A 24215-nucleotide genomic window follows, 5' to 3' on the forward strand; every position below is an offset into this window, starting at 1 on the left:
CCGGTCGGCCGCCGTCGTTGCCAGCGACCGGGCGGCAGTGTGACACCACGGAGGTGAGGTGCCGCCGGCATGCCGGTCGGACCTCGGTGACCCGGGCCTGCCGGGACATCCACCGGTCGCACCCGGAGAAACGCGGCGGACCGGGCACGGGTTACGGGCCTGGCGGAGCGAAAATTACAGAAAGTGATGGTCATCACCGGGCGGGACCGACTCTGAGCTGCGCGGACGCTGATCGACGCGCGTCGGTCCCGCCGTAACAAACTACGGCTGGAAGCCGTCGGGCAGCAGCCGGGCCAGGGCGCGGACGGCGCGGTACTGGAGGGCCTTGATGGCTCCCTCGTTCTTGCCCATCGCGCGGGCCGTCTCGGCGACCGAGAAGCCCTGGAGGAAGCGGAGCACTATGCACTCCTGCTGCTCCGGGTTGAGCTGCTTCACCGCGGTGAGGAGTGCGACGTTGGTGATGTGCTCCACCACCGCCGCCTCCGGGCTGCCCTCCGGGCCCCGGTCCTCCCGGTCGGCGTCGAGCACGTCGCCGGTGGTGACCTCCAGCCGGTACCGGCCCGACTTGAAGTGGTCCGCGACGAGGTTGCGGGCGATCGTCACCAACCAGGCGCCGAGGTCGCGGCCCTGCCAGGTGAAGCTGCCGATCCGCTTGAGCGCGCGCAGGAAGGTGTCCGAGGTCAGATCCTCGGCGAGTTGCCGGTTGCCGACCCGGAAGTAGACGAACCGGAAGACGGTGTCCACGTACCGGTCGTAGATCAGACCGAACGCCTCGGACTCGCCGGCCTGGGCCCGCTCGATCAGCGTCCAGACCTCGGTTGCCGGGTCGGACGGGTCCGGGCGGCTCGGGAAACCGGTCGGGGTGGTGGCGGTGGTGACCGGCACCGCCGGGATCACCGCTGTCTCGCCCGCCGCCGGGTCGGTGGTGACCGCCGGTGTGTCGCTTACCCGACGACCCTGCACCGGCATGGTGGGCCGGGGCGGTACGGCGACCCGGCCGCCGGCCGGCTTCGCGTTTCCACCGGGCACCGCGGGTCGCGGCGGTGGCTCGTTGTGGTGCGGCCGGCTGCGGATCCGCTGCGCCGCGCCGTCACCCCGTACGACGCCACCGTGATGTTCGTCCGATGGGGCACGGGCCGCTGGCCGCTCGTTGACGTGGGAGCGGGCGGGTTGACCGGTCAGGCCGATCGGGCGTTCCGCGTAACCGAAGGTGGTCACCGTGTTGCCCCCGTCCCGTCGGTCGCCGGGCGGGCCGGTCTAGGTCTCGTCGGGGCGGACCGACCGGCTGACCGGTCGGGCAGGACGGTCACGGGAGTTGCCGACGGGCGGCAATTCCCCTGGAGGTGCTGGTCCAATGCGCTCACAGGCACGGGGGCCTCCTCGGGCTGAGGGGTGTCGACTCACGGCAAATGGGGTGAGCCGACCCGAGTGATGATAGGGCCAACGTCACCCGCGCGTGGCAAGTCCGTTACACAAGGCGGAAGTATTTCCCGCTCCGTCGCACCAGTGGCGGACCGGTTGTCCGTCGTGTGCGATTGACTTTCCGTCGGCCCGGTGTTCCAGGATGGATGCCCAGGTCGGGGGCTTACCGACCGTTCGGTTGGCCCGGCGCGCCGGCCGGTCGGACGGGGGCGGCCGAACTGCCCTCGGCAAGGGTCGCACGTCCCATCGACAGGACCCGATCGGATCGCCGGTGGCACACCGGACAGTCCCGTACATGGGACTGTCGCGCTGCCGTCCTCCGAGCGTGGCTCCGACCATCGGGCGTGGCCCGTCGCCGTCCGCTGTGCCAGACTCGATCACCGTGCAGGACGCCTCGGAAAGCCCCGCGCCGAACCTCGCCGACCGGGTCCGCCGGGTGGCTCTCGACCGCGCCGAACGGCCCGCGCTGCACTGGCGCGAGCACACCATCAGCTGGTCCGAACTGGACGCCGCGGTGGACGCCACCGCCCGCGGCCTGTCCGCCGCCGCGCCACCCACCGACCCCGGCGGTACGCCGCCCCGCGTCGCCGTCGCGCTGCCCAACACACCGGACTTCGTGATCGCCTGGCTCGGTGCGCTCCGCGCCGGGCTGGTCACAGTGCCGGTCAACCCCGGCCTCACCGCCCCGGAGCTACGGCACGTGCTGGCCGACTCCGGCGCGTCGGTGCTCATCGCCACCGACGACGTTCGGGGCCTGGTCGCCGAGGTGGCCGCCGAGCTGCCCGCGCTCGCCTCGGTGCACGGCACGCCACCGACCGCCGAGGCGCCCGGACCGGCACCCCGCCCTCGACGCGGCGGCGCAGACCTGGCTGTACTGCTCTACACCTCCGGCACCGAGGGGCGACCCAAGGGGGCGATGCTCTCGCACCAGGCGCTGCTCGCCAACCACGAACAGGTCGCGGTGATCGAGCCGCCGGTGGTCGGGCCGACGGACACTGTTCTCCTGGCGCTGCCGCTGTTCCACGCGTACGGACTCAACTCGGGGCTCGGCGCGATCGTGCACCACGGCGCGACAGGTGTGCTGCTCGACGAGCCGGGTCCGACGGCGGGGCTGGACGAGATCGCGCGGCACCGGGTCAGCGTGCTGGTCGGCGTACCGTCGATGTTCCTGACCTGGGCCGGCACGGCCACGGCCCGCGCGGCGACCGCGTCGGTGCGGGTGGCGGTCTGCGGCGCGGCACCGCTCGAACCCGCTGTCGCGGCGCGCTTCACGGAGGTCACCGGGCATCAGGTGCACATCGGGTACGGCCTCACCGAGACCGCGCCGGTGCTCACCTCCACCCTGGTCGGCGGCGTGGCCAAGCCGGGTTCGATCGGCCGGCCGCTGCCCGGGGTGCGGCTGCGCCTGGTCGGCGCGGACGGGGCGGACCTGTGGCGCGACGGGCTGACCGTTCCCGACGACGACCCGGATGAGCTGGACATCTCCGACGTGGCGCCGGGCACCGACCCGGGGCAGATCGTGGTGTCCGGCCCCAACCTCTTCACCGGCTACTGGCCCGACGGTCGGGGCGGCCCGGACGCCGAGGGTTGGTGGGGCACCGGCGACATCGCGTACGCCGACGAGGACGGCGACCTCTTCCTGGTCGACCGGCTCGGCGAGCTGATCCTGGTCAACGGGTTCAACGTCTATCCGCACGAGGTCGAGCTGGTGCTCGCCGGGCATCCCGGGGTGGTCGAGTCGGCGGTACTGGGTGTGCCGCACCCGCGGACCGGCGAGACTGTGCGGGCGTACGTGGTGCCGGCGCAGGGCCGACCGGTGACCAGCGAGGAACTGCTCGCCCACTGCGCACGGAACCTGGCCCGGTTCAAGTGCCCGACCGCTGTCGAGTTCGTCGACGCCCTGCCGCACTCGGCGATCGGCAAGGTACGCAAGACCCAACTCCGGTCGGCGACGCCGACCGACCGCACGGAGGTAACCGATGGCCAGTGACGCCCGACTCGCCCTGATCACCCGACCCGGCTGCCACCTGTGCGACGACGCCAAGGCGGCGCTCGACCGGGTGGTCGCGGTCACCGGCGACAAGTGGGTCGAGTGGGACGTCACCGGTGACGAGGGGCTGGAGCGGGAGTACGGGGACCGGCTGCCGGTGGTGATGCTCGACGGCAAGGAGCACGGCTACTGGCGGGTCGAGGAGGACCGGCTGCTGCGGGACCTGACCACGCCGCAACTCTGACGGGTGCCTAAGGTGCTCTGATGACCTCTGCGCCCCCGCACCTCGTCTGGGACTGGAACGGCACCCTGCTCAACGACCTGAGCCTTGTGGTGTCCGCCACCAACGTCGTGTTCGCGAGCCTGGGTGGGCCGACGGTCACCCCGGACGAGCACCGGGTGCGGTTCCGCAGGCCGATCGCCGAGTACTACGCCGAGGTGCTCGGGCAGGCCGTGGACGACGACGAGTTCGGCCGACTGGACAAGATCTTCCACGACGCGTACCGCACCGGGTTGACCACCTGTGAGTTGGCCGCCGACGCCCGCGACGCGATGGCGGCCTGGCCCGGCAGCCAGAGTCTGCTCTCCATGTGGTTCCACGAGGAGCTGGTCCCGACCGTGCACACGTACGGGCTGACCAGCCACTTCACCCGCGTCGACGGGCTCCGGGCCACTGTCGGTGGCGATCGTAAGGCCGAGTCGCTTCGGCAGCACCTGGCCGAGCTGGGCGTGGACGGCACCTCGGTGGTGCTGATCGGCGACTCCATCGACGACGCGGACGCGGCGCTCTCGGTGGGTGGCCGTGCCGTGCTCTACACCGGCGGCTTCACCGACCCGGCCCGGCTGCGCGCCTCCGGTCACCCGGTGGCCGACACCCTCACCGACGCGGTGGCCCTGGCCCGGGAGGTCAGTTCCGCAGATAGGTGAGGACGGCCAGCACCCGCCGGTGCTGTTCGGTGTCCGGCGGCAGGGTGAGCTTGGTGAAGATGTTGCGCACGTGCTTCTCCACAGCGCCGTCGCTGACCACCAGGGCGCGGGCGATGGCGGTGTTCGAGCGCCCCTCGGCCATCAGGGCGAGCACCTCGCGCTCGCGGGGGGTCAGCTCGCGCAGCGGGTCGTCGCGGCGACGCCGGGCGAAGAGCTGACCGACCACCTCCGGGTCGAGCACCGTGCCGCCGCCCGCCACCCGCCGCAGCGCGTCCAGGAACTCGTCGATCGCGGCCACCCGGTCCTTGAGCAGGTAGCCGATCCCGCCGCCGGCGCCGCCGGTGGTGGCGAGAAGATCATCGGCGTACGACACCTCGACGTACTGGGAGAGCACCAGGATCGGGGTACGCGGCACCAGCCGGCGCGCCTCCACCGCAGCCCGCAGCCCCTCGTCGGTGTGCGACGGCGGCATCCGGACGTCGACGATCGACACGTCGGGCCGGTGCTCGACCACCGCCTCGACCAGGGCGTCACCGTCCCCGACGGCGGCCACCACCTGGTGCCCACTCTCGGTCAGCAGCCGGACCAGCCCCTCCCGGAGCAGGACGGCGTCGTCGGCGATCACGATGCGCATGGCTGTGTTGTCTACCACGTCCGGCCCGCCGTGCGGGCTCGGCGCGGTGCCGGACCGCTCACAGCGGCAGCTCGGCGCGTCACAGGGGAAGCTCGGCGCGGATCTCGGTGGGGCCGCCGGTCGGGCTGACCACCATCAGTTCGCCACCGGCGGCGCGGACCCGGTCGGCGATGCCGGCCAGCCCGTGCCCCTTCGCCAGGTGTGCGCCGCCCTGCCCGTCGTCGCCCACCAGCACCTGGAGGTGGGTGCCCTGCCGGGCCACTGCCACTGTGGCCTCGGTGGCCCGGCTGTGCTTGGCGACGTTTGTCAGCGCCTCGGACACCACGAAGTACGCGGTGTTCTCCACCGCCGGGTCGAGCCGCCCGGCCGGGGTGCCGAGCTGCGGGTCCACCTGGAGCTCGATCGGGATCAGCCCGCGGCCGGCGATCGCTGCCAGGGCGCTGGGCAGGCCCCTGTCGACCAGGATCGGCGGCGCGATGCCCCGGGACAGCGCCCGCAGCTCGGCCAGCGTGTCCCGGGTCTGGGTGACCGCCTCGTCGATGGTGCGGCCGGCCGCGTCCGGGTCCGAGGCGAGCTGCATCCGGGCCCGGCTGAGGTCCATCGCCAGCCGGACCAGGCGCTGCTGGGGGCCGTCGTGGATGTCACGTTCCAAGCGGCGTAGCGCGGAGGCCTCGGCGGACACGGCGGCCCGCTTCTGCTCCTCCAGCACTGTGATCCGGTCGCGCATCTCGGCCACCCCGGTCAGCATCGCCTTGGCGAAGCTCGCCTGGAGCAGCGCGCAGCCCCGCACCACGATCGGCAGGGTGATCAGGAAGAACACCCCGAGCGCTGTGTACAGGCCGATCCGGGCCGTGGTCGAGTCGCCCAGGCCGAGCAACTGCGCCAGGTCCTGGTCACCCTCGCCATCGGCCCGGGGCAGGGCCCAGTCGTACGCCCAGTAGAGCGACCCGGCGATCGCCGCGGCCCACCAGGACAGCGTCACCACGAAGGTGCCCGCCGCCGCGATCAACCGCAGGATGCCGTGCGCCAGGTCGAGCCAGGACTGGGCGTCCCGCATCGGCACGAAGATCCGCCGCCAGGCGTTGGCGCCCGCTTCGGGCAGCCGGTAGTGCGGCCGGATCCGGGGCTGGTGGAGCACCGCGGGCAGCCGCAGCCGCTCGACGTCGGCCAGCCCACGGGCGGTGTACAGGGTGCCGCTGAGGATCGGAAGGCCGATCACCGTGACCACCAGGCCGATGCCGACCGCGAGGCCGACGATGAGGACGACGAAGCTGGCCAACGCCAGGGGCAGGCCGAGCAGCACGTACCCGGAGTCGACGAAGAGCTGGCGGGGGATGCTCGGTGCCAGCGTCGGTCGGTCGCTGGTGGCGGCAACGGCGGTCATGCTCAAAGGCTAGGCATCTGGGCTCGGTGTCCCCATCCCGAAACCCCGCCTCTCCTCCGTAGTGCTGCCCCTACCCCCGCTGCGGCGCTCTTCGTGCCCCCGACCGCGTCGATCTGGCACTTGCTGTTGGGGATTTGTCCGGGTACGGGCGGAAAGCGGGGACAGCAAGTGCAAGATCGCGGGACTTGGCGGCGGGCGTGCGCCGGGCTGGCGCGGGATTTGTCAGAGAAGTCGGGATTGAGCAATAATCGCCCGGGGCCGTGGGTGGACCTGGGCGTTCAATCGATCTTGTGGAATGGAGGGGCTGGTGCGGTCGCGCCACGCAGCGACAAGATCGCGATTTGTGCACGTCTTCACAAGCGCCTACGCTGTGACTCCGACGCGCCCTGCTAGCACAGCCGGCAACCTCGGTCGCCAGCGGGAGTCCACAAACGGCCCACCAGCGGAGTTGGCCGAGGATCGCACCGCACGGAGTCTCATGAGTCAGCACCGTCACCCAGGCGCGCCCGGCCGCGCCGGTGCCGTACCGGCGCTCCCGGATCTGCCCGAGGCGACCGTCGCTCGGCTTCCGGAGTACCTGCGCGCGCTGCACAACCTTGCCGACGCCGGGCACGAGACGGTCTCCAGCGAGGGTCTCTCCGCCGCCGCCGGGGTCAACTCCGCCAAGCTCCGCAAGGACCTCTCCCACCTCGGCTCGTACGGCACCCGGGGTGTCGGCTACGACGTCGCACTGCTGATCGAGCAGATCGAGTTTGTGCTCGGGCTCACTCAACGCAGGGCGGTCGCCCTGGTCGGCGTGGGTAATCTCGGTCACGCTCTGGCCGGCTACGACGGCTTCGCCAGCCGGGGCTTCCGGATCGCCGCACTGCTCGACGCCGATCCGTCCCGGGTCGGTGAGGAGATCAACGGCCTGGTGGTCCGGCATGTTGACGACCTGCCGACGGTCGCCGCGGAGGAATCCCTCGCGATCGGCGTGATCGCCACCCCGGCCGCCGCCGCCCAGCAGGTCGCCGACCAACTGGTCGCCGTCGGCGTGACGAGCATCCTCAACTTCGCGCCGTGCGTACTCTCGGTTCCGGAGGGGGTCGACGTGCGCAAGGTCGACCTCGCCATCGAGCTGCAGATTCTGTCCTTCCACGAGCACCGCAAGGCGTCGCTGACCGCGCTGCCCGCCACCGGCGGGTCCGCTCTCACCGCCCTGCCGGGCGGGTTCGCGGCCACCGACACCCAGGAGGCGATAGGCACGTGAAACTGCTCGTCGTCGGCGCGTCCTACCGGACCGCCCCGGTCGCCACGCTGGAGCAGCTGGCCGTGCCCCCCGCCGACCTGACCCGCACACTGGACCGCCTGGTCGCCCAGCCGTACGTGGCCGAGGCGGTGATCGTCTCCACCTGCAACCGGGTGGAGGTCTACGCCGCCGTGTCCGGTTTCCACGGTGGGCTCGGCGACGTCTGCGCCGTGCTGGCCGAGCAGGCCGGCAGCTCGCCGACCGCGCTCGCCAGCCACCTGTACGTGCACTACGACACCGCGGCCGTGGACCACGTCTTCCGGGTCGCCACCGGTCTGGACTCGATGGTGGTGGGCGAGGCGCAGATCCTCGGCCAGCTGCGCGACGCGTACCACTGGGCTACCGGCGCCGACTCTGCCGGCCGGCTGCTGCACGAGCTGATGCAGCAGGCGCTGCGGGTCGGCAAGCGGGCCCACGCCGAGACCGGCATCGACCGGGCCGGCCAGAGCGTCGTCACCGCCGCCCTGGAGCTGGCCGCCGGGCACCTCGACGGCGACCTCGTCGGCCACCCGGCCCTGGTGGTCGGCGCCGGCGCGATGGGTTCGCTCGGGGTGGCCACGCTGTCCCGGCTGGGCGCCGGGCCGCTCACCGTCAGCAACCGGGGCGCCGACCGGGCCGTCCGGCTCGCCGAGTCGTACGGGGCGAGTGCCGCGCCGATGACCGAGCTGGCCGACACCCTCTCCACAGTGGACATCGTAGTGGCCGCCACCGCGTCCACCGAACCGGTCCTCACCCGGTCGGTGGTCACCACGGCACTGGCCGAACGCGACCCGGCCCGGGGCCCACTGGTCCTGCTCGACCTGGCCGTCCCGCGCGACGTCGAGGAGGGCGTCGCCGAACTGCCCGGCGTCGAGGTGATCGACATCGACCGGATGGCGGCGCTGCTCGCCGACGGTCCGGCGGCTGCCGACGCCGCCGCCGTCGAACGCATCGTGCTCGGCGAGGTGGAGGGCTTCCTCACCTGGCTGCGCGGCGCCGACGTGGCACCCACAGTGGCCGCGCTGCGCGGCCGGGCCGACGACGTGGTCACCGCCGAGCTGCGCCGACTGGCCCAGCGTCGCCCCGACCTCGGCGACGACCTGCGGGCCGAGGTGGCCCGCACCGTGCACCGGGTCGTGCAGCGGCTGCTGCACCAGCCCACCGTCAAGGTCCGCCAGTTGGCAGCGGAGCCCGGCGGCGACCAGTACGCGGCACTGCTGCGTGAGCTGTTCGACCTCGAGGTGCCCCAGACCTCGCCGGTGGACACCGTCCCGGACGTGCTGACCCCCGATTTCGGCATGGCGCTCCCCGGCACCGACCCGGTGTCCGGTGCCGACGCCGACGCCGACGCCGCCGAGCCGACCCCACCCACCGGAGGTGCGCGATGACCGCCCCCCTGCGCCTCGGCACCCGGGGCAGCGCCCTGGCGATGGCCCAGTCCGGCCAGGTCGCCGAGGCGGTGACCGCCGCCACCGGCCGCCCCGTCGAGCTGGTCGAGGTGGTCACTGCTGGCGACCGCTCCAGCGCGCCGGTGCACCGGCTGGGCGTCGGGGTGTTCGTCTCCGCCCTGCGCGACGCGCTGACCGCCGGCACGATCGACTTCGCGGTGCACTCGTACAAGGATCTGCCCACGGCTGCCGCCGGTGGGCTGCACATAGCGGCGGTGCCGGCCCGGCAGGACCCGCGCGACGCGTTGGTGGCCCGCGAAGGCCGCACGCTCGCCGAGCTGCCACCCGGGGCCACAGTGGGCACCGGCGCGCTGCGTCGGATCGCCCAGTTGCACGCCCTCGGCCTGCAACTGGAGGTCACCCCGATCCGCGGCAACGTCGACACCCGCCTGGGCCGGGTGCTCGGCCCCGAGGCCGACCTCGACGCCGTCGTGCTGGCCCGGGCCGGTCTGGCCCGACTCGGCCGGCTCGACGTGATCACCGAGTCGTTGGACCCGATGCTCATGCTGCCCGCTCCCGCTCAGGGCGCGTTGGCCGTGGAGTGCCGGGTCGACGACCAGGACCTGGTCGAGCTGCTCGCCGTGCTCGACCACACACCGTCGCGTGCCGCGGTCACCGCGGAACGTGCGTTTCTGGCAACCCTGGAGGCCGGGTGCAGCGCACCCGTCGCCGCCTATGCCGAACTCGCCGAAGGCGAGACCGGCGATGAGATCTACCTGCGCGGGGCGGTGATCAGCCCGGACGGCACTCGTGACCTCCGGCTGTCCCGCACCGGAACGCCCGCCGACGCGGCGGAGATCGGTAAGGCACTCGCCGCCGAACTCCTCGACCTCGGCGCCGACTCGATCCTCGGCCACGAAGGACACACCGGCCCGGGGACCCAGCAATTTGGGAGCACAGAATGACCCGCACCCGTAAGCCCGTCGGTCGTATCGCGTTCGTCGGGGCTGGCCCCGGTGACCCGGGCCTGCTGACCCGTCGGGCCCACGACGCCCTGGTCGACGCCGACCAGGTGATCTACGACCGGGGAGTCCCGGAGTCGTTGCTCACCGTCGTCCGCGCCGAGGCCAGGGACGATGCCGAGTTCACCCCGGCCGAGGGCGCGCCGGGGGACGTGGCGAAGGTGCTGATCTCCGCGGCCCGCTCCGGGCTGAACGCGGTGCACCTGGTCGCCGGCGACCCGTTCGGGCACGACTCGGTGGTCAAGGAGGTGCAGGCGGTGGCCCGCACCGCCGCCCACTTCGAGGTGGTGCCCGGCGTCGGCCAGGCCGAGGGTGTGGCCACCTACGCCGGGGTTCCGCTGCCGGGTGTGCGGACGGCCGCCGACGTCGAGGACGTCAGCGTACTGGACTTCGAGGCGCTGGCCACGGCCGTCGGCCGGGGTTCGCTCGCGCTCGCCGTGGACGCCGGTGACCTCGCCGCCGTCCGGGACGGGCTGCTCGCCGCCGGGGTCGACGGCACGACCGGCGTCGGGGTGACCGGCGACGGCACCGGCGAGACCCAGTACACGACCACGTCGACAGTGGACAGCTTCGTGGCCGCCGCGCTCGGCTTCACCGGCCGGGTGGTGCTCACCGTCGGTGTCGGCGTGGGGCAGCGCGACAAGCTGAGCTGGTGGGAGAACCGCCCGCTGTACGGCTGGAAGGTGCTCGTACCCCGGACCAAGGAGCAGGCCGGCGCGATGAGCGCCCGGCTGCGCGCGTACGGGGCGATCCCGTGCGAGGTGCCGACCATCGCTGTCGAGCCGCCGCGCACCCCGGCGCAGATGGAGCGGGCGGTCAAGGGCCTGGTCGACGGCCGGTACGCCTGGGTGATCTTCACGTCGGTGAACGCCGTCCGCGCGGTCTGGGAGAAGTTCGCCGAGCACGGCCTCGACGCCCGACACTTCGGCGGCGTCAAGATCGCCTGCATCGGTGAGGCCACCGCGGACGCGGTCCGCGCGTTCGGCATCCAGCCGGAGCTGATCCCCGCCGGGGAGCAGTCCTCGGAGGGTCTGCTGGCCGAGTTCTCGCCGCACGACGAGATCCTCGACCCGGTGGGTCGGGTGCTGCTGCCCCGTGCCGACATCGCCACCGAGACGCTCGCCGCCGGGCTCACCGAGCGCGGCTGGGAGGTCGACGACGTGACCGCGTACCGGACGGTGCGGGCCGCTCCGCCGCCCGCCGAGATCCGCGACGCGATCAAGTCGGGCGGGTTCGACGCGGTGCTCTTCACCTCGTCCTCCACCGTGCGCAACCTGGTCGGCATCGCCGGGAAGCCGCACGCCCGGACCGTTGTTGCCGTCATTGGGCCCAAGACGGCGGAGACCGCGACGGAGTTCGGCCTGCGGGTCGACGTCCAGCCACCGCACGCCTCGGTGCCCGACCTGGTGGAGGCGCTCGCCGCCTACGCCGTCGAGCTGCGGGAGAAGCTGGCCGCCATGCCGGCCAAGCAGCGCCGTGGCTCGAAGGTGCAGGGCCCCACCGCCCTGCGCTTCCGGTAGTCGTTCGAGGAGGCACTGCCATGTCGTACCCCGAGATCCGGCCCCGCCGGCTGCGCCGCAACCCGGCGGTCCGCCGGCTGGTGTCCGAGACCCGGGTCGACCCGGCCGAGCTGGTCGTGCCGATGTTCGTCAAGGAGGGGCTGACCGAGCCCCGAGCCATCTCCTCGCTCCCGGGGGTGCTCCAGCACTCCCGGGACTCCCTGCGCAAGGCCGCGGTCGAGGCGGTCCAGGCCGGTGTCGGCGGGATCATGCTCTTCGGCGTGCCGGAACAGCGGGACCCGACCGGCTCCGGCGGCATCGACCCGAACGGCATCCTCAACGTCGCCATCCGCGACGTGGTGGCCGAGGTCGGCGACGCCACTGTGGTGATGAGCGACCTGTGCCTCGACGAGTTCACCTCGCACGGGCACTGTGGGCTGCTCACCCCCGACGGTGAAGTCGACAACGACTCGACCCTGGCCGCGTACGCCGAGATGGCGGTGGCCCAGGCCGCCGCCGGGGTCGGCATGGTCGGGCCGTCCGGGATGATGGATGGCCAGGTCGGCGTGGTACGCCGGGCGCTCGACGCCGCCGGCTACCAGGACGTCTCCGTGCTGGCGTACGCGGTGAAGTACGCCTCCGCCTTCTACGGCCCGTTCCGGGAGGCTGTGGAGTCGGCGCTGGAGGGCGACCGGCGCACCTACCAGCAGGACCCGGCCAATCTGCGTGAGTCGCTGCGCGAGGTAGCGCTCGACGTCGCCGAGGGCGCCGACCTGGTGATGGTCAAGCCTGCGCTGCCCTACCTCGACGTGGTGTCGGCGGTGCGGGCCGCTGTGGACGTCCCGGTCGCCGCCTACCAGGTCTCCGGTGAGTACGCGATGGTCGAGGCGGCCGCCGCGAACGGCTGGATCGACCGCGAGCGGGTGATGCTGGAGACGCTCACCTCGATCAAGCGGGCCGGCGCGCAGGTCATCCTCACCTACTGGGCGGTCGAGGCCGCCGGCCTGCTCCGCCAGCGCTACTGACCGGCCCGCTCAGGGTCTCCCGGTCGGAACCGACGCGACTGCGCTTTCGGGCAGTTCAGTGCGGGGGACCGTGGTGCTTCTGCGAGTCCTTTGCTCTGCTTCAACCGGCGCAACACATTGCGGGCCTAACCGTTGCGTCGATTGAAGCAGAGCAAAGGACTCGGACCAGGCGGCCGCTCCCCGCTGTCTCCGCCACTCGATGACGGCTGTCCACAGGTTTATCCACAGGTATTGAGCATGGCTCTTGCGCCCGGGATGGTGGTCGGATGGCGTCGGCGCTTAATTCTCCCCAACCTCCTGGTCCCCTTGTCGGACGATTTCCCATCGCCGGTCTGGTTCGCCGGGCACGTCGCATCGTCCGGCTGAGCCAGCAGCAGATGGCCCGCTTCGCCAAGGTCGCGCCCTCGACGATAGGTCGGGTTGAAGCGGGCAACCTTGCGCCGAGCCTGGCAGTGTTCGAGCGGCTTCTCGGCGCGGCGGGGCTCTTCCTGGTCGTGGTGGACCAGGAGGGCCGGGTCGTCCTGCCGATGGACGACCGGGACGACGTTCAGGACGGGGCGGGTCGCCGTTATCCGTCCCACCTCGACACGATCCTCGACCCGGAGCAGGGGGAGTGGTGGGGGGACATCTACGGGCTGACCCGACCTCCGGAGACCTACCACCGCAGTTCGGCAGATCGCGAGGCGCGACGCCGACGCAGCCAGTGGGAGGTGCGGGTGGCGCAGCATCGCACCGCGCCACCCCCACCACCGGTCCACGATTACTACTGAGTCCATGATCAGGGCAGCTGCCCCGGGCGGTCGACGATGGCCAGCTGGGTGACGGCGGTGCTCGTGTAGGGCGACTCCTTGCCATTCCGCACGATGAGACGGCGGGTGCCGAGGTAGGCGTAGGTCGTCCGGTCGAAGATCAGGTCGACGTGAGCCCCGAACACGCCCGGCGTCCGCAGTGCCACACCACGCCGACCGGCGGCGTCCCGAATCTCGTCGGGCAACACGGTGGCCCCGGGCACCTGGGCCATCGCCTGGAACAGCGCGCCGAGCGACTGCGGCGGCACATAGCCCTCCAGCATCCACATCCCGTCGGCGAAGATCGTCTGGGGGTCGTTCCTGATGGCCTCCAGGTCCGCGCCGGCGGGCAGATCCAGGGGGATCGGGTGATCCCGCAGGTACTGCGCCATCTGCTCCGGCTCGGTGGGTAGGCCCTGGAAGTAGCCGGGCGGTGGCGCCAGGTGCGAGACGTTGTCGGTCCGCCACTCGTCGGGGCGGCTCTCCAGCCTCCGCCGCTGCTGCCAGGTGGGGTCGTCGCCGACCGGCACCCAGCGCTGGAGCCGCTCCTCGGTGTACGGGCCGGCTGCCGGCCGATCTCGCCAGATGAGTCGCAGTTCGATGAAGAGGAACTGGCCGGGGCGTGCTACCAGGTCGGGCTGCTGCCGGGCGGTATCCGCGGCCTCGGTCAGGATCTCGGCCGCGCTCGCCGTCGGTGGCGCGTCATCCACCGTCTGCACCACCAACCCGCCGATGGTCAGCAGGGCGACCAGCCCACCGACCCCGGCCAGGCGCCAGCCCGGCGTACGCCAACGAGGGCCCCGGCGGGCTGCCCGAACGGGAGGCGCGAACGGCTCCGGGTCGGAGGTCTGGTTCGTGACGTGGTCCCGCAGTTCGCCGAGGAGTCGTTCCTCGAAGTTGCCAAGTGGGGTGTGGGTCATGGTGATCATCCCTCCGATCAGACGAGTGCGGATTCGGACTGCGCGAGCGCGAGGCGTACCGCTCGGCGTGCCCGGTGCACACGGACCCGGGCGGCGACCGGGGAGATGCCGAGCGCGTCGGCGGCGTCCGCCACGGACAGGCCGTCGACGGCGACGAGTTCCAACAGGGCGCGGGTGCGTTCCGGCAGGCCGCGCAGCGCCTGGTAGGTGCGGCGGGCCAGCGCCTCGGCGTCGATGCGTTCCTCGATCCGGGCGATGTCGTCGGCGTCGAGCAGCCGTCGTCCCGCTATGCGACCGCTGGCCCGAAGGAGTCGGGTCGCCCGCCGATGTTCGGCCGCGATGACGTTGCGGGCCACGCCGAAGAGCCAGCCCAACTCGCTGCCCCGCTCCGGCCGGTAACCCGCCGCGCTGTCGATCACCGCGAGGAACACCTCGGCCGTGAGGTCGGCGGCGGTGTGCGGGTCGTCGACGCGACGGGCGACGAACCGGCTGATCGTCTCGACGTGCCGCCGGTAGAACACCTCCAAGGCTTCGGGGTCCCTGCTGACTGCCGCCAGGTCATCCCCGCCCGGGCTTGGGATAGTCACAGGCAGTCCTCTCGTTGGCCGTCCTTACACCCCTTCATTGGTCCGACGGCGACGAGTTGTTACGTCTTGCGCGAGATCACGCTGAAACAAGGATGTAGTGGCCCCCTGGTCGGCGGAGGCCACTACATCCTGGGTGAAGCGCGGTTGAGACGAATCTCAGTCGTCGTTGGTGATCGTTCCGGTCGCGAGTGGATCAGCCAGCCGCAGGCCGGGCACGCCGGCCACCAGCAGCGTCACCTTCTCGTCCGCCTCCCGCCTGCGGTCACCACGCACCGACACCGGGAACGCCACCGACGTCTGCCCGGCGGCCAACACCTTGCAGCCGGCGTACGGGTCGAAGTCCGAGCCCGCCTGGGCCGTGAGGCCGACGGTGGCGGCGCAGAGCAGCACCGACTGGGACAGGGGCCGGGACACGGTGGCGGTGAAGGTGAGCTGCCGGGTGCCCTGGTTGCCCTCGGCCACCGCCGTGTCGGCCACTGTCAACGACGCCCGGGACCGGAACCGGGCCACCTGCGGGTCGTGGTCACTGGAACCCCGCGACCCGTCACCGGCGAACTCCGCCGGCCAGTCGGCGTTGATGTGCGCCGCCCGCACCTGCACCAGGTCGCCGTGGAACGCGTCGTTGACGAACAGGTGGTCGAGAGTCTGCGCCTGCCCCTCGAAGCTGTACGAGTAGGCCGAGGCCGGCACGTCCGCCACCAGGTTGTCCCACAGGTTGTGCAGGCCCGCCTCGTAGAGCGGGGCGAGCTGGTCCGACGGCGTGGGCTGGTCGCCGGTGGCGATGGGATCGTCCGGGCGGGGGAAGACGTTCAGGTCCCCGCCGTAGACCACCCGGGCGGTCTGGTCGGCCGCCTCGATCGCTGTGACGATCGCCGCGCCGTAACGCGCCTGCTCCCGCCGCTGCCCGACCCGGCTGTCCGGGCCGGAGGAGTAGTGGTTGCTGAGCGCGTACAGGATGAACCGCTCGGTCGAGCCGGGCGCCGCGGCCACGCTGAACTTGCCCAGCTGCGGTGCACGGGTGAAGACGTTGCTCCCGTCCCGACCCGTCGAGGTGTCCACATCCGCCGGCAGCACCGCGTTGAGCGCCTTCGGGTTCTGCACGTCGGCGTTGGCCGGCAGCCCCGCAGCCCGGTACTGGACGGTCGGCGTCGAGCCCAGCAGCGGGTCGTTCGCCGTCGCGGCAGCCAACGACAACCGGTCCGTGCGGTACAGGAAGGCGGCGGTGATACCGCGGGCGTCCGCGCCGGTCCGGTCATAGGCGGCGGCGTACGCGGGCCCGCCGGCCGCCGCCACGGTGAGCGCCAGCTCCTGGATGCTGTCCGGAGCGCCGTCGGCGTTGTTGGTGTCGCCGCAGTTCAGCGCCGCCCCGGAGACCGTGCAGATGTCCTGGTCCTCGGCCTCCTGCACCAGGATCAGGTCCGGTGCGTGCAGGTCCTTGACGATCTGGTCGGCGAGCGCGGCCAGTTGCTCGCGGTACTCCGCCTCGCTGCCGGGGACGTAGTCGAACGGCGGGTCGACGCCCACGCAACCGGCGTTACCGGCGAAGTCGCAGCCGTCGAACGGGTCGTCGCGGTAGTCGTACAGGTTCTCCACGTTGTAGGTGGCCACGGCCACCTCCTGCGACCGGTCGGCCGGCTTGGGCGGGTTGTTCTTCGACGGGTCGGCCCCGGCGGCGAACTCCGCCCGCTCGACCTGGACGCCGTACTTCTCGAACGAGTAGTAGACCCCGCCCACAGCGTCCGCCCGCAGCGTGTCGAAGGTGTGCGCCGGCGGGAGCAGCGCGGCGCTGTCCCCGGCCGTGGCCTTCACGCCCATGCTGCCGAGCAGCGTCCGCTGGCCGTTGCCGTCGTCGAAGCGGCGGGTCGGGTCGTTGTCCAGCGGGTGCGAATCACGAAAGACCCGCCGGGAGTACGCGTCCGAGCGGTCCAGCAGCGGGTCGTCGCGGTCGACCACCCACAGCTCCGCGTCGGCGGTGGAGGAGAAGACGTCCCGGCCGCTCACCGCACCGCTGCCCGCGCGAACCCGCATTCGGGAGCCCTCGTGCCGCTCCCAGAAGCGCTGCGCGTCGGTCAGCAGAGCCGGCGGCACCGCGTCGGTCACCGCGACCGCGGTGTCCACGGCCAGGCCGCCGCCGATCCGGCGGACCAGCGACGCGCCGGAGAGCTGGGTGAAGTTGTAGTACTCCGACACCCGGGCCCGCAGCACGACCTCGTCGCCGACCGTCGGCACGTAACCGCCGATCAGCGAGGTGAACGTGCCCATGAACACGAAGATGCCGTCGGAGCTGGTTGGGTCGCCGTCGGTGTCACCAACGCGGCTCTGTAGGAAGAACCCGTGCTGCTCCGCACCGGCCGAGGTGCGGGCCAGTGTCAACTGGGTGATCACGCCGCGTACGTCGTACAGCGTGCTGCTCGTGCCGTTGCCGCTCGCCGGTGCGAGCGGTGACCGGTCGCCCGGACCGGACTCGGCGTCGGTGGTCGGACCCTGCACCTCGCCGACGGTCAGCTCCCGGGTCACCTGCACGACAAGCGCGCAGCTCGCGGTGCCACCGCCCGCGTCGGTAGTGGTGAGGGTGACTGTGTACGCCCCGGCGGCGAGGTCGGCGCTCACGCCGACAGTGGCACGGGCGGTGCCGCCCACCCCGTCGGCGGGGGTGAACGCGGTACGGGTGATCGAGCCGGCGGCTGGGCTCGGGCTGATCGCGGTCACCGCCAGGTCGACGATCGTGTCATCGGCGTCGGCGGCGGTCACCTCACGGCTCGCGGCCGTGCCGGCGGCGGTGACCAGCGGCCCACCACAGGTCAGCGTGGCCGGTACGTCGACCGGGCCACCACCGTCCACGGTGTGCGCGCCCAGCCCGTCGAACGTGTCGACCGGAAGACCGGCCCACTGTGCGGCGGGGTCGAAGGCGTCCGACGGGTCGGTGTCACCGGCCGTCACGGTCGGCAACCGGCGCACTGTGTTGTCCGCGGTGCTGGTGACGCCGGTGCCCCACTCGGTGCCCGGGTCGACACCCACCTGGCCGATCGAGTCGAGCACTGTGGTGCCCCGGCGCAGCACGAGCGCGTCGTCACCGTTGAAGAGGCTCGCCCCGGTGGTCTGGTCGGCCTGGGCGAGGATGGCCGCCCCGGCCGAGGCGCTGGCGAACACGAACGCGTCACCGGCCGCCACGCTGCCGGTCAGGGCGATCGTGGTGGCCGTGGTGGCGCCGTTGAAGTAGAGCTGCAACTGGTAGCCACCGGCCGCCAGGTCGACGGCGGCGCCCGTGCCGTTGAACAGCTCGATCGCCTTGTTGTTCGACGAACCCTCGACGTACTCCGAGATGAACAGGTCGGTGGGCGCGGCGCTGGCCGCGGTGGGTGCGACGCCGAGCGCCGTGAGGGTCACGGCGGCGGTGGCGGTCGCGAGCGCGGCGATTGAGCGGCGCGGGCGCATAGGGCCTCCACGATGGGTGGATGGGGGTCAACGCACGTTAAGGTGCGCAACTGTCCACCGTCCATCCCCTAATGGACAGTTTCGTGAATTCCTCAGCGTGGCGGGTCGAGGCGGTGCACCAGCTCAGCGACGTCGACGCTGTATTCGCACCAGTCCCGGTCCGGGCGGTAGCCCAGCTCCGCGTTGACCTTCAACATCGCCTCGTTGGCCTGCGCGTTCCAGGTCTGCACCTCGATCAGCTCCGGCTCGGCGGAGCGCAGCTCCAACAGCATCCGGGCCTTGATCGCCCGATCGATGCCGTAGCCCCGGTGATCCTGCGCGACGATCGTGTCGTACTGGTCGGCGCGGGTCGGGTGCTGCGCCGGCACCACCACCTCGGTCAGGCCGGCCACCTCGCCGCTCTGCTCGTGGCGGGCGAGCACGATGTACGGCTTCATGCCCCGCCGGTGCAGCGTGTCGAGGCTGTCGCGCAGCCGCTCCGGGTCGTAGGAGCTGGGGCGCAACTCACCGTCGTCGACGTCGCGCACCTCGGCCTTGGCCCGCGCGTACGCCTCGATCAGGTCGTCCGGCGGCCCGCCCGGGTAGAACTCCAGCTGGTAGCCCGCCCCGATGCCGGTGGCCATCTCGGCCAGCTCGGCCCAGTCCACAGCTGTCAGGTCGAGCACGCTGCGCGTCTCCACGTACTCCCGGGTGAAGCCGAGCGACTCGTAGAACCCGACCGCCGGCGTGTCGCCCACGACCTCGACCCCGATCGACCGGAAGCCCTCCTGGTAGACCCGGCGCGCGGCACGCAACACCAGGTCACGGCCGAGGCCGGTGCGCCGAGCGGACGGGTGCACCAGCACCTCGAGCACGCCGATGTCACCCAGAAGGAGGACGTGCACCTGGCCGAGCACCGCGCCCGTATCGCCCGGGGCGGTCGGCTCGCCCTGGGCGATCCAGGAGATCCGCCGCTCGCCGGGCATCACCTCGGCGAGGTACTCCCGTAGCGAAGCCTGCCGCCAGGGCGGATCCTGCGGCAGGTCAGCCGCCAGGACCGCGTTCAGCGTGGCCAACAGCGACGCGATCTCGGCGGACGACGCGGTCCTGGGGTCCCACTCGCGCACCATCACTCGTCTAGCTTGCCGCTAACAGAGGCCCGGGGGAAGTGTCCAGTTCTCCAACGTATCGAGACGATCACTTCACGACCGACTGGCCCGTCCGTACCGGTTCGCGGTTTCGTAGACGTCCTGGGCGTACCGCCGTACATCGTTGTAGGAGAGGATCGCGTTCCACCAGTCGCCCGCGATGCTCAGGTTTCGGCCGCCCTTGCAGAGGTAGTTTCCCGCTGCCAGGGCGGCGTCGTCCAGGTCGTGCGGGTCCTTGATCCCGTCGTTGTCGGCGTCCGCGCCGATCTCCTGCCAGGTGGTCGGGATGAACTGCATCGGCCCGATCGCCCGGTCGAGGGTCGCGTCCCCGTCGAGCGCCCCACGGTCGGTGTCGATGATCCGCATCCGGCCGCCGTTGCCGTCCAACGGCAGCCCGATGATCTTCGGTATCGCCTTGCCGTCCTGTCCCAACCGTGCGCCGTTGGCCGAGCCGTGCCCCGATTCGACCTGACCGATCGCGGCCAGCGTGGTCCAGCTCAGCGCGCAGCTGCGGTTGGTCTGGGTGAGCACCAGCTCGGCGTAGCCGTACGCCTGCATGGTGACCGCCGGAACGCCGACCTTGGCACCGACCTGCTGCGCCCAGCCGGCAAGGGCGTCCGACGGCCGGCCACCGATCGCCGACCCGGTCGGCAGCCCGTTGCCGGGCAACCCGCCGGTGGGCAGCGGGAGAGTCGGCAGCGGCCCGGTGGGCAGCGGACTGGTGGGCAGGCCGGACGGCACCCCGGGCGGTGCGACCCCGCTCGGCGCGGCCGAGGCGTCGACAGCGACCGGACGCGGTGCGCGGATCGCGGCCGGTACGAGCAGCGCTCCCGCCGAGGCGGTCGCGGCCACCAGCGCCAGCAGGAAGACGCCGGGCAGAGTCAGCCGACCGCTCGGCCGGCGCGCCCAGGCGCGGGTCGCCCGGGCCGCGGCGGCCGCTGCCCGGCGGGGCGGCAGCCGTACCGCGTGCGCGAACTGCACCCGCCGCCGACGGGCCGGATCGGACGCCGGCACGACCGGGATCTCATCCACAGTGGTCTTCGCCGGGTCCGCGGCACCGGTCTTCGCATCGTCAGCTGGCGTGTCGGCGCTCGACGCGCCGGCCGCCTTCGGGTCCTCCGCCTTCGCATCCTCGGCCTTGGGTGCCGCCGCCTTCAGGTCCTCGGTCTGGGGAGCGGTCGCTGGGCTGGCGGTCGGGACGGGTTCGGCCGGGACCTTCGTGCCGGTGGCGCTCGCGTCCGGTTCGGACCCGTCGGGGTCGGCTGCGGTGGGCTCGGCCGCTGGCGGAGCCGGCTCCGTGGCCGCTGGCGGAGCCGGCGCGGTGGCCGGTGGCGTGCTCGGCGCACTCGCGGAACGCCCGCTCAGCCAGGGGCGGCGGGGGCGGGGCACCTTGCGCACCGGGTCGGGCGCGGCCCCCGAGCCTTCGAGAGGCCCGTCCAGCGGCGCGGCCGGTCGTAACGGTTGCACACGCGTGTCGTCCTCGCCGTCCACCACCTGTCGAGTATCACCCATGCTCCGCCAACCGTCAGATCCACGTACCCTGGGTGGCATGCCCAGGTACGAGTTCCGCTGCCGCGCCTGCGGCGACACCTTCGAGGTCAACCGATCGATGGCGGCGGCCGGTGAGCCAGCCAACTGCCCACAGGGACACGCCGACACGGTCAAGCTTCTTTCCGCGGTCGCGGTCACCGGCCGCAGTGGTGGTGCCGGTGGTGCCCCGGCGCCGGCCGCTGGTGGCTGCTGCGGCGGCGCCTGCGGCTGCTGATCGGGCCAATTCGCCGCCGCCTGGTGGGCCGGCCTTGCCGGGAGCGGGTCCGAGTGGCACGTTGAGGCGGCACTTGCCCGACCGTTCTCACGATGTGTGATCGTCCGGACTCAGGCAGCATGAACCCGACGTCACGGGCGGAGGTTCCTCGCATGTCGCCACGGATCCAGTTCCCGAGCGGTTGGGTGACCTTCGTATTCACCGATATCGAGGGCTCGACCCGGCTGGCTCAGCTGCTCGGCCCTGACTACCGCCCGGTGCTCGCCGAGCATCGACGGCTGCTGCGCCGCACGCTGGCCAGCACGGGTGGCGCGGAGCTGCTGACCGAGGGCGACTCGTTCTTCCTGGCCTTCGAGGAAGCGACAGCGGCGATGACAGCGTGCCTGACCGCCCAGCGGGCACTGTCCAGCCACGACTGGCCCACCCCCGAGGCCGCGCCCCGGGTGCGGATGGGCCTGCACACCGGCTATGCCGAGCCACGCGACGGCGAGTACGCCAGCCCCGAGGTGCACCGGGCCGCCCGGGTGGCCGCCGCCGCGCACGGGGGGCAGGTGCTCTGCACGGCGTCCACCGCCCGCCGGGCCGAGCCGATGCCGCCGGGCGCGACCCTGCTCGACCTGGGCCTGCACCGACTGCGCGGCTTCGACGACCGGGAACGACTGTTCCAACTGGTCGCGCCGGGTCTGGAGCGGCAGTTCCCCCGGCCCCGCACCGCCGACGCGGTGGCGCACAACCTGCCCACCCAGGTGACCTCGTTCGTCGGCAGGCAGGCCGAGCGCATCGAGCTGGGACTGCTGGTGCGACAGCACCGCCTGGTCACCGTGCTGGGCGCCGGCGGCGCGGGCAAGACCCGACTCGCTGTGGAGTTGGCCAGCGGGGTCGTCGAGGCGTACCCGGACGGGGTCTGGTTCGTCGACATCGCCTCGGTGACCGACCCGGGGCTGGTGGCGTTCGCCATCGCCGCCGTGCTCGGCCTGCGCCCCGAGCCCGGCCGGCCGATGCTGGACACCCTCGTCGAGTACGCGGCCGGCCGCCGGATGCTTGTCGTACTGGACACCTGCGACACCCAACCGGCCGCCTGCGCCGAGGTGATCGCGCGTCTGCTGTCCGGCGGGAGCGGCGTACGGGTGCTGGCAACCAGTCGTGAGTCGTTCAGCCTGCCCGGCGAGGTGGTGTGGCGCATTCCGCCGCTCTCGGTCGACCCTCGCGCTGACGGTGCGGAGAGCGACGCGGTGGCGCTGCTGCTGGACCGTACGGCGGCGGCGCGCGGTGGTCGGCAGCCCGAACCGGCCGAGTCCGCCGACCTGCGTCGGGTCGTGCAGCGGTTGGACGGCCTGCCGCTCGCCATCGAGTTGGCCGCCGCCCGGCTGCGGGTGCTCTCCGTCGGTCAGCTCGCCGAGCGCCTGGACGACGTCCTCGGCACCCTGGACGCCGGCCGGGAGGACCCGGATCCGCCGCCGGTGGAGCGGGGCTGGTCCGGCAACCAGCAGGACACCGTTGACCTGGTCGCCGCGGCGGCCGGGGCGTCGCCACCCACCCCGGCGAGCCGTGCGGTGCAGCGCTCGGCCACCGAGCGGCACCTGACCATGCAGGCCACCGTCACCTGGTCCTACCGGACGCTGGGGCCTCGGGCGGCCCGCCTGCTGCGGTGGCTGGCGGTCTTCGCCGGCCCGGTGGATCTGGCGACGGTGGAGTGGCTGCTGGGTGACGATCCGCTGGACCCGCTCTCGGTCCTGGTGGACAAGTCGATGGTGTTGGCCGAGCCGCGTGCCGCCGGCAGCACATACCGGATGCTCGACCCCATCCGGGCGTACGCGGCGCGGCGGTTGGCCGAGGCGGGCGAGGAGCAGGCCGCTCGGGACCGGCACGTGGCCTGGTCGGCGCACGCGTTGGACCGGGCCCACCTGGGCCAGGACGGCCGACCGGTGACGCTGTCGTTGTATGCCCTCGATCCACTGGCCGGGGAGCTGCGCGCCGCGCTGCGGTGGTGCGCCACCGGCGGCAGCGCCCGTGCCGGCCTCGGTCTGGCGGGTGGGCTGGACCAGTGGTGGCTGGAGCGGGGCCTGGCCCGCGAGGGGCGGCTGTGGCTGTTCCGGCTGTACGGGCGAATCGCGGAGACGGGGGAGCGGATCCCGGAGGCGGAGCTGGCGGCGGCCTACCACATGCACTCGCTGCACGCCAGCGCCGACGGCGAGTTCGCCGAGGAGCTGCGCTACTCCCAGCGGGCGGAGGCGGCGGCCCGGCAGGCCGGCGACGCCGGGTTGCTGGCCCGGGTGCTGGCCGGCAGGGCCGCGCCCCTGGTCGACATGGGGCAGTTCGTCGAGGCCGAACGGGTGTGCCGGGAGGTCATCGACTGGGCACACGGGCAGGACGTGATCGGCGAGGCGCTGTTCGCGGTGTTCAGCCTGGCCGAGCTGCTCTGGCGGCGGGGCGCCCTGGAGGAGGCGGCGGAGCTGCTGGGAGCGGTGCGTCCGGTGGAGGCGGCCCGGCCCGTGGAGCGGGGCCGCCGTTCGGTGGACATGCTGCTCGGCATGGTCGCGCTGGCCCGGGGCGACGTGATCGCCGCACACGAGCATCTGCTGGTGGCGCTGCGCTCCCGGATGGGCCACGGCTACCACGGCCGGGCGTGCGACACCTTGAACGCGGTAGCGGTGCGCTGCGCGATCGGCGGGGAGCGGCTGACCGCTGCCCGGCTGTTCGGGGCCGCGCAGGCCACCCGGGCGAGCATGCGTGCCACCCCCGGCATCTTCGGCGGTTACTGGGCCGAACAGCAGGCGGAGTTGCGCGCGGTGCTGGGCGACGCGGCCTTCGACGACGCGTACGGCGAGGGTGCCGAGCTGGGGCTGGACGAGGCAGCGGCGTTGGCCCTCGACGTGGAACACCCGGACCTGGCGGCGGACTCGACCCGCTTCAGCACCGGCCTGTCCCAACCAACCCCCCGCCGTCCCGCCGACCCCGACCGCCACCCAGCCACAAGAACCGAACGCGCCTAACCCACCCCACCCCAGCCCCACCCCACCCCGCGTGGTTGATCA

General features: G+C 72.5%; 19 protein-coding genes. 11 read left to right on the forward strand and 8 right to left on the reverse strand.

What is annotated here, in order from left to right; genetic code table 11:
• Window positions 1–261 precede the first annotated feature (261 nt).
• Complete coding sequence (locus ABZS40_RS01765; protein WP_354940692.1) at window positions 262–1218, reverse strand: ECF subfamily RNA polymerase sigma factor, BldN family; 957 nt, start codon at window positions 1216–1218, stop codon at window positions 262–264.
• A 586-nt stretch (window positions 1219–1804) separates the two neighbouring features.
• Between ABZS40_RS01765 and ABZS40_RS01770 the strand changes: the two genes are divergently transcribed.
• Genes ABZS40_RS01770 through ABZS40_RS01780 form a run of 3 tightly spaced genes read left to right on the forward strand, consistent with a single transcriptional unit; the run spans window position 1805 to window position 4339 of the window.
• The gene (locus tag ABZS40_RS01770; protein WP_354940695.1) at window positions 1805–3412 is read left to right on the forward strand and encodes an AMP-binding protein; all 1608 of its coding nucleotides are present in this window, start codon (window positions 1805–1807) and stop codon (window positions 3410–3412) included.
• Window positions 3402–3656 (forward strand): glutaredoxin family protein, encoded by a 255-nt coding sequence (locus tag ABZS40_RS01775; RefSeq protein ID WP_030490173.1) that lies wholly within the window; start codon window positions 3402–3404, stop codon window positions 3654–3656. The genes ABZS40_RS01770 and ABZS40_RS01775 overlap by 11 nt, the downstream gene beginning before the upstream one ends.
• A 20-nt stretch (window positions 3657–3676) precedes the next feature.
• Entirely contained in the window at window positions 3677–4339 is a 663-nt protein-coding gene (locus ABZS40_RS01780) for an HAD hydrolase-like protein (protein WP_354940698.1), read from the forward strand.
• On the opposite strand, the gene ABZS40_RS01785 is transcribed toward ABZS40_RS01780, so the two are convergent.
• A complete protein-coding gene (locus tag ABZS40_RS01785) occupies window positions 4320–4973 on the reverse strand; it encodes a response regulator transcription factor (protein WP_030329744.1) in 654 nt (217 codons plus the stop codon). The genes ABZS40_RS01780 and ABZS40_RS01785 overlap by 20 nt on opposite strands.
• A 79-nt stretch (window positions 4974–5052) precedes the next feature.
• Complete coding sequence (locus ABZS40_RS01790) at window positions 5053–6357, reverse strand: sensor histidine kinase (RefSeq protein ID WP_354940701.1); 1305 nt, start codon at window positions 6355–6357, stop codon at window positions 5053–5055.
• A 478-nt stretch (window positions 6358–6835) separates the two neighbouring features.
• Between ABZS40_RS01790 and ABZS40_RS01795 the strand changes: the two genes are divergently transcribed.
• From ABZS40_RS01795 to ABZS40_RS01820, 6 genes are all read left to right on the forward strand, one after another.
• The gene (locus tag ABZS40_RS01795) at window positions 6836–7606 is read left to right on the forward strand and encodes a redox-sensing transcriptional repressor Rex (protein WP_354940704.1); all 771 of its coding nucleotides are present in this window, start codon (window positions 6836–6838) and stop codon (window positions 7604–7606) included.
• A complete protein-coding gene (locus ABZS40_RS01800; RefSeq protein ID WP_354940707.1) occupies window positions 7603–9012 on the forward strand; it encodes a glutamyl-tRNA reductase in 1410 nt (469 codons plus the stop codon). The genes ABZS40_RS01795 and ABZS40_RS01800 overlap by 4 nt, the downstream gene beginning before the upstream one ends.
• The gene (gene hemC / locus ABZS40_RS01805) at window positions 9009–9977 is read left to right on the forward strand and encodes a hydroxymethylbilane synthase (protein WP_354940710.1); all 969 of its coding nucleotides are present in this window, start codon (window positions 9009–9011) and stop codon (window positions 9975–9977) included. The genes ABZS40_RS01800 and hemC overlap by 4 nt, the downstream gene beginning before the upstream one ends.
• Window positions 9974–11554: a uroporphyrinogen-III synthase gene (locus ABZS40_RS01810; RefSeq protein WP_354940713.1), complete on the forward strand. Its 1581-nt coding sequence runs from the start codon at window positions 9974–9976 to the stop codon at window positions 11552–11554. Before hemC ends, ABZS40_RS01810 begins: the two co-directional genes overlap by 4 nt.
• Window positions 11555–11574: 20 nt before the next feature.
• Window positions 11575–12558: a porphobilinogen synthase gene (gene hemB, locus ABZS40_RS01815; protein ID WP_354940716.1), complete on the forward strand. Its 984-nt coding sequence runs from the start codon at window positions 11575–11577 to the stop codon at window positions 12556–12558.
• Between the two features lie 266 nt (window positions 12559–12824).
• Window positions 12825–13328 carry a helix-turn-helix transcriptional regulator gene (locus tag ABZS40_RS01820; RefSeq protein WP_354940719.1) on the forward strand — a complete coding sequence of 168 codons (504 nt, stop codon included), beginning with the start codon at window positions 12825–12827 and terminating at the stop codon, window positions 13326–13328.
• Between the two features lie 8 nt (window positions 13329–13336).
• Here ABZS40_RS01820 and ABZS40_RS01825 read toward each other — a convergent pair whose 3' ends face one another.
• The 5 genes from ABZS40_RS01825 to ABZS40_RS01845 form a co-directional block, all read right to left on the reverse strand.
• Window positions 13337–14266, reverse strand: a complete 930-nt coding sequence (locus ABZS40_RS01825) for a CU044_5270 family protein (protein WP_354940722.1) — start codon at window positions 14264–14266, stop codon at window positions 13337–13339.
• Between the two features lie 17 nt (window positions 14267–14283).
• The gene (locus tag ABZS40_RS01830; protein WP_354940725.1) at window positions 14284–14853 is read right to left on the reverse strand and encodes a sigma-70 family RNA polymerase sigma factor; all 570 of its coding nucleotides are present in this window, start codon (window positions 14851–14853) and stop codon (window positions 14284–14286) included.
• A 156-nt stretch (window positions 14854–15009) separates the two neighbouring features.
• Window positions 15010–18288, reverse strand: coding sequence for a lamin tail domain-containing protein (locus ABZS40_RS01835; protein WP_354940728.1), 3279 nt, complete (start codon window positions 18286–18288; stop codon window positions 15010–15012).
• 92 nt (window positions 18289–18380) lie between these two features.
• The gene (locus tag ABZS40_RS01840) at window positions 18381–19397 is read right to left on the reverse strand and encodes a GNAT family N-acetyltransferase (protein WP_354940878.1); all 1017 of its coding nucleotides are present in this window, start codon (window positions 19395–19397) and stop codon (window positions 18381–18383) included.
• A 72-nt stretch (window positions 19398–19469) separates the two neighbouring features.
• Entirely contained in the window at window positions 19470–20909 is a 1440-nt protein-coding gene (locus ABZS40_RS01845) for a lytic murein transglycosylase (RefSeq protein ID WP_354940881.1), read from the reverse strand.
• Window positions 20910–20964: 55 nt separating this feature from the next.
• Here ABZS40_RS01845 and ABZS40_RS01850 point away from each other — a divergent pair, with 55 nt between their 5' ends.
• On the forward strand, window positions 20965–21180 hold the full coding sequence (locus ABZS40_RS01850; protein WP_354940731.1) for a zinc ribbon domain-containing protein: 216 nt from the start codon (window positions 20965–20967) through the stop codon (window positions 21178–21180).
• A gap of 152 nt (window positions 21181–21332) precedes the next feature.
• Window positions 21333–24173, forward strand: a complete 2841-nt coding sequence (locus ABZS40_RS01855; RefSeq protein ID WP_354940734.1) for an NB-ARC domain-containing protein — start codon at window positions 21333–21335, stop codon at window positions 24171–24173.
• The last annotated feature ends 42 nt before the right edge of the window (window positions 24174–24215 follow it).

Origin of the sequence: Micromonospora sp. NPDC005324, from assembly GCF_040607155.1 — a bacterium.
Lineage (GTDB): Bacteria > Actinomycetota > Actinomycetes > Mycobacteriales > Micromonosporaceae > Micromonospora > Micromonospora trifolii.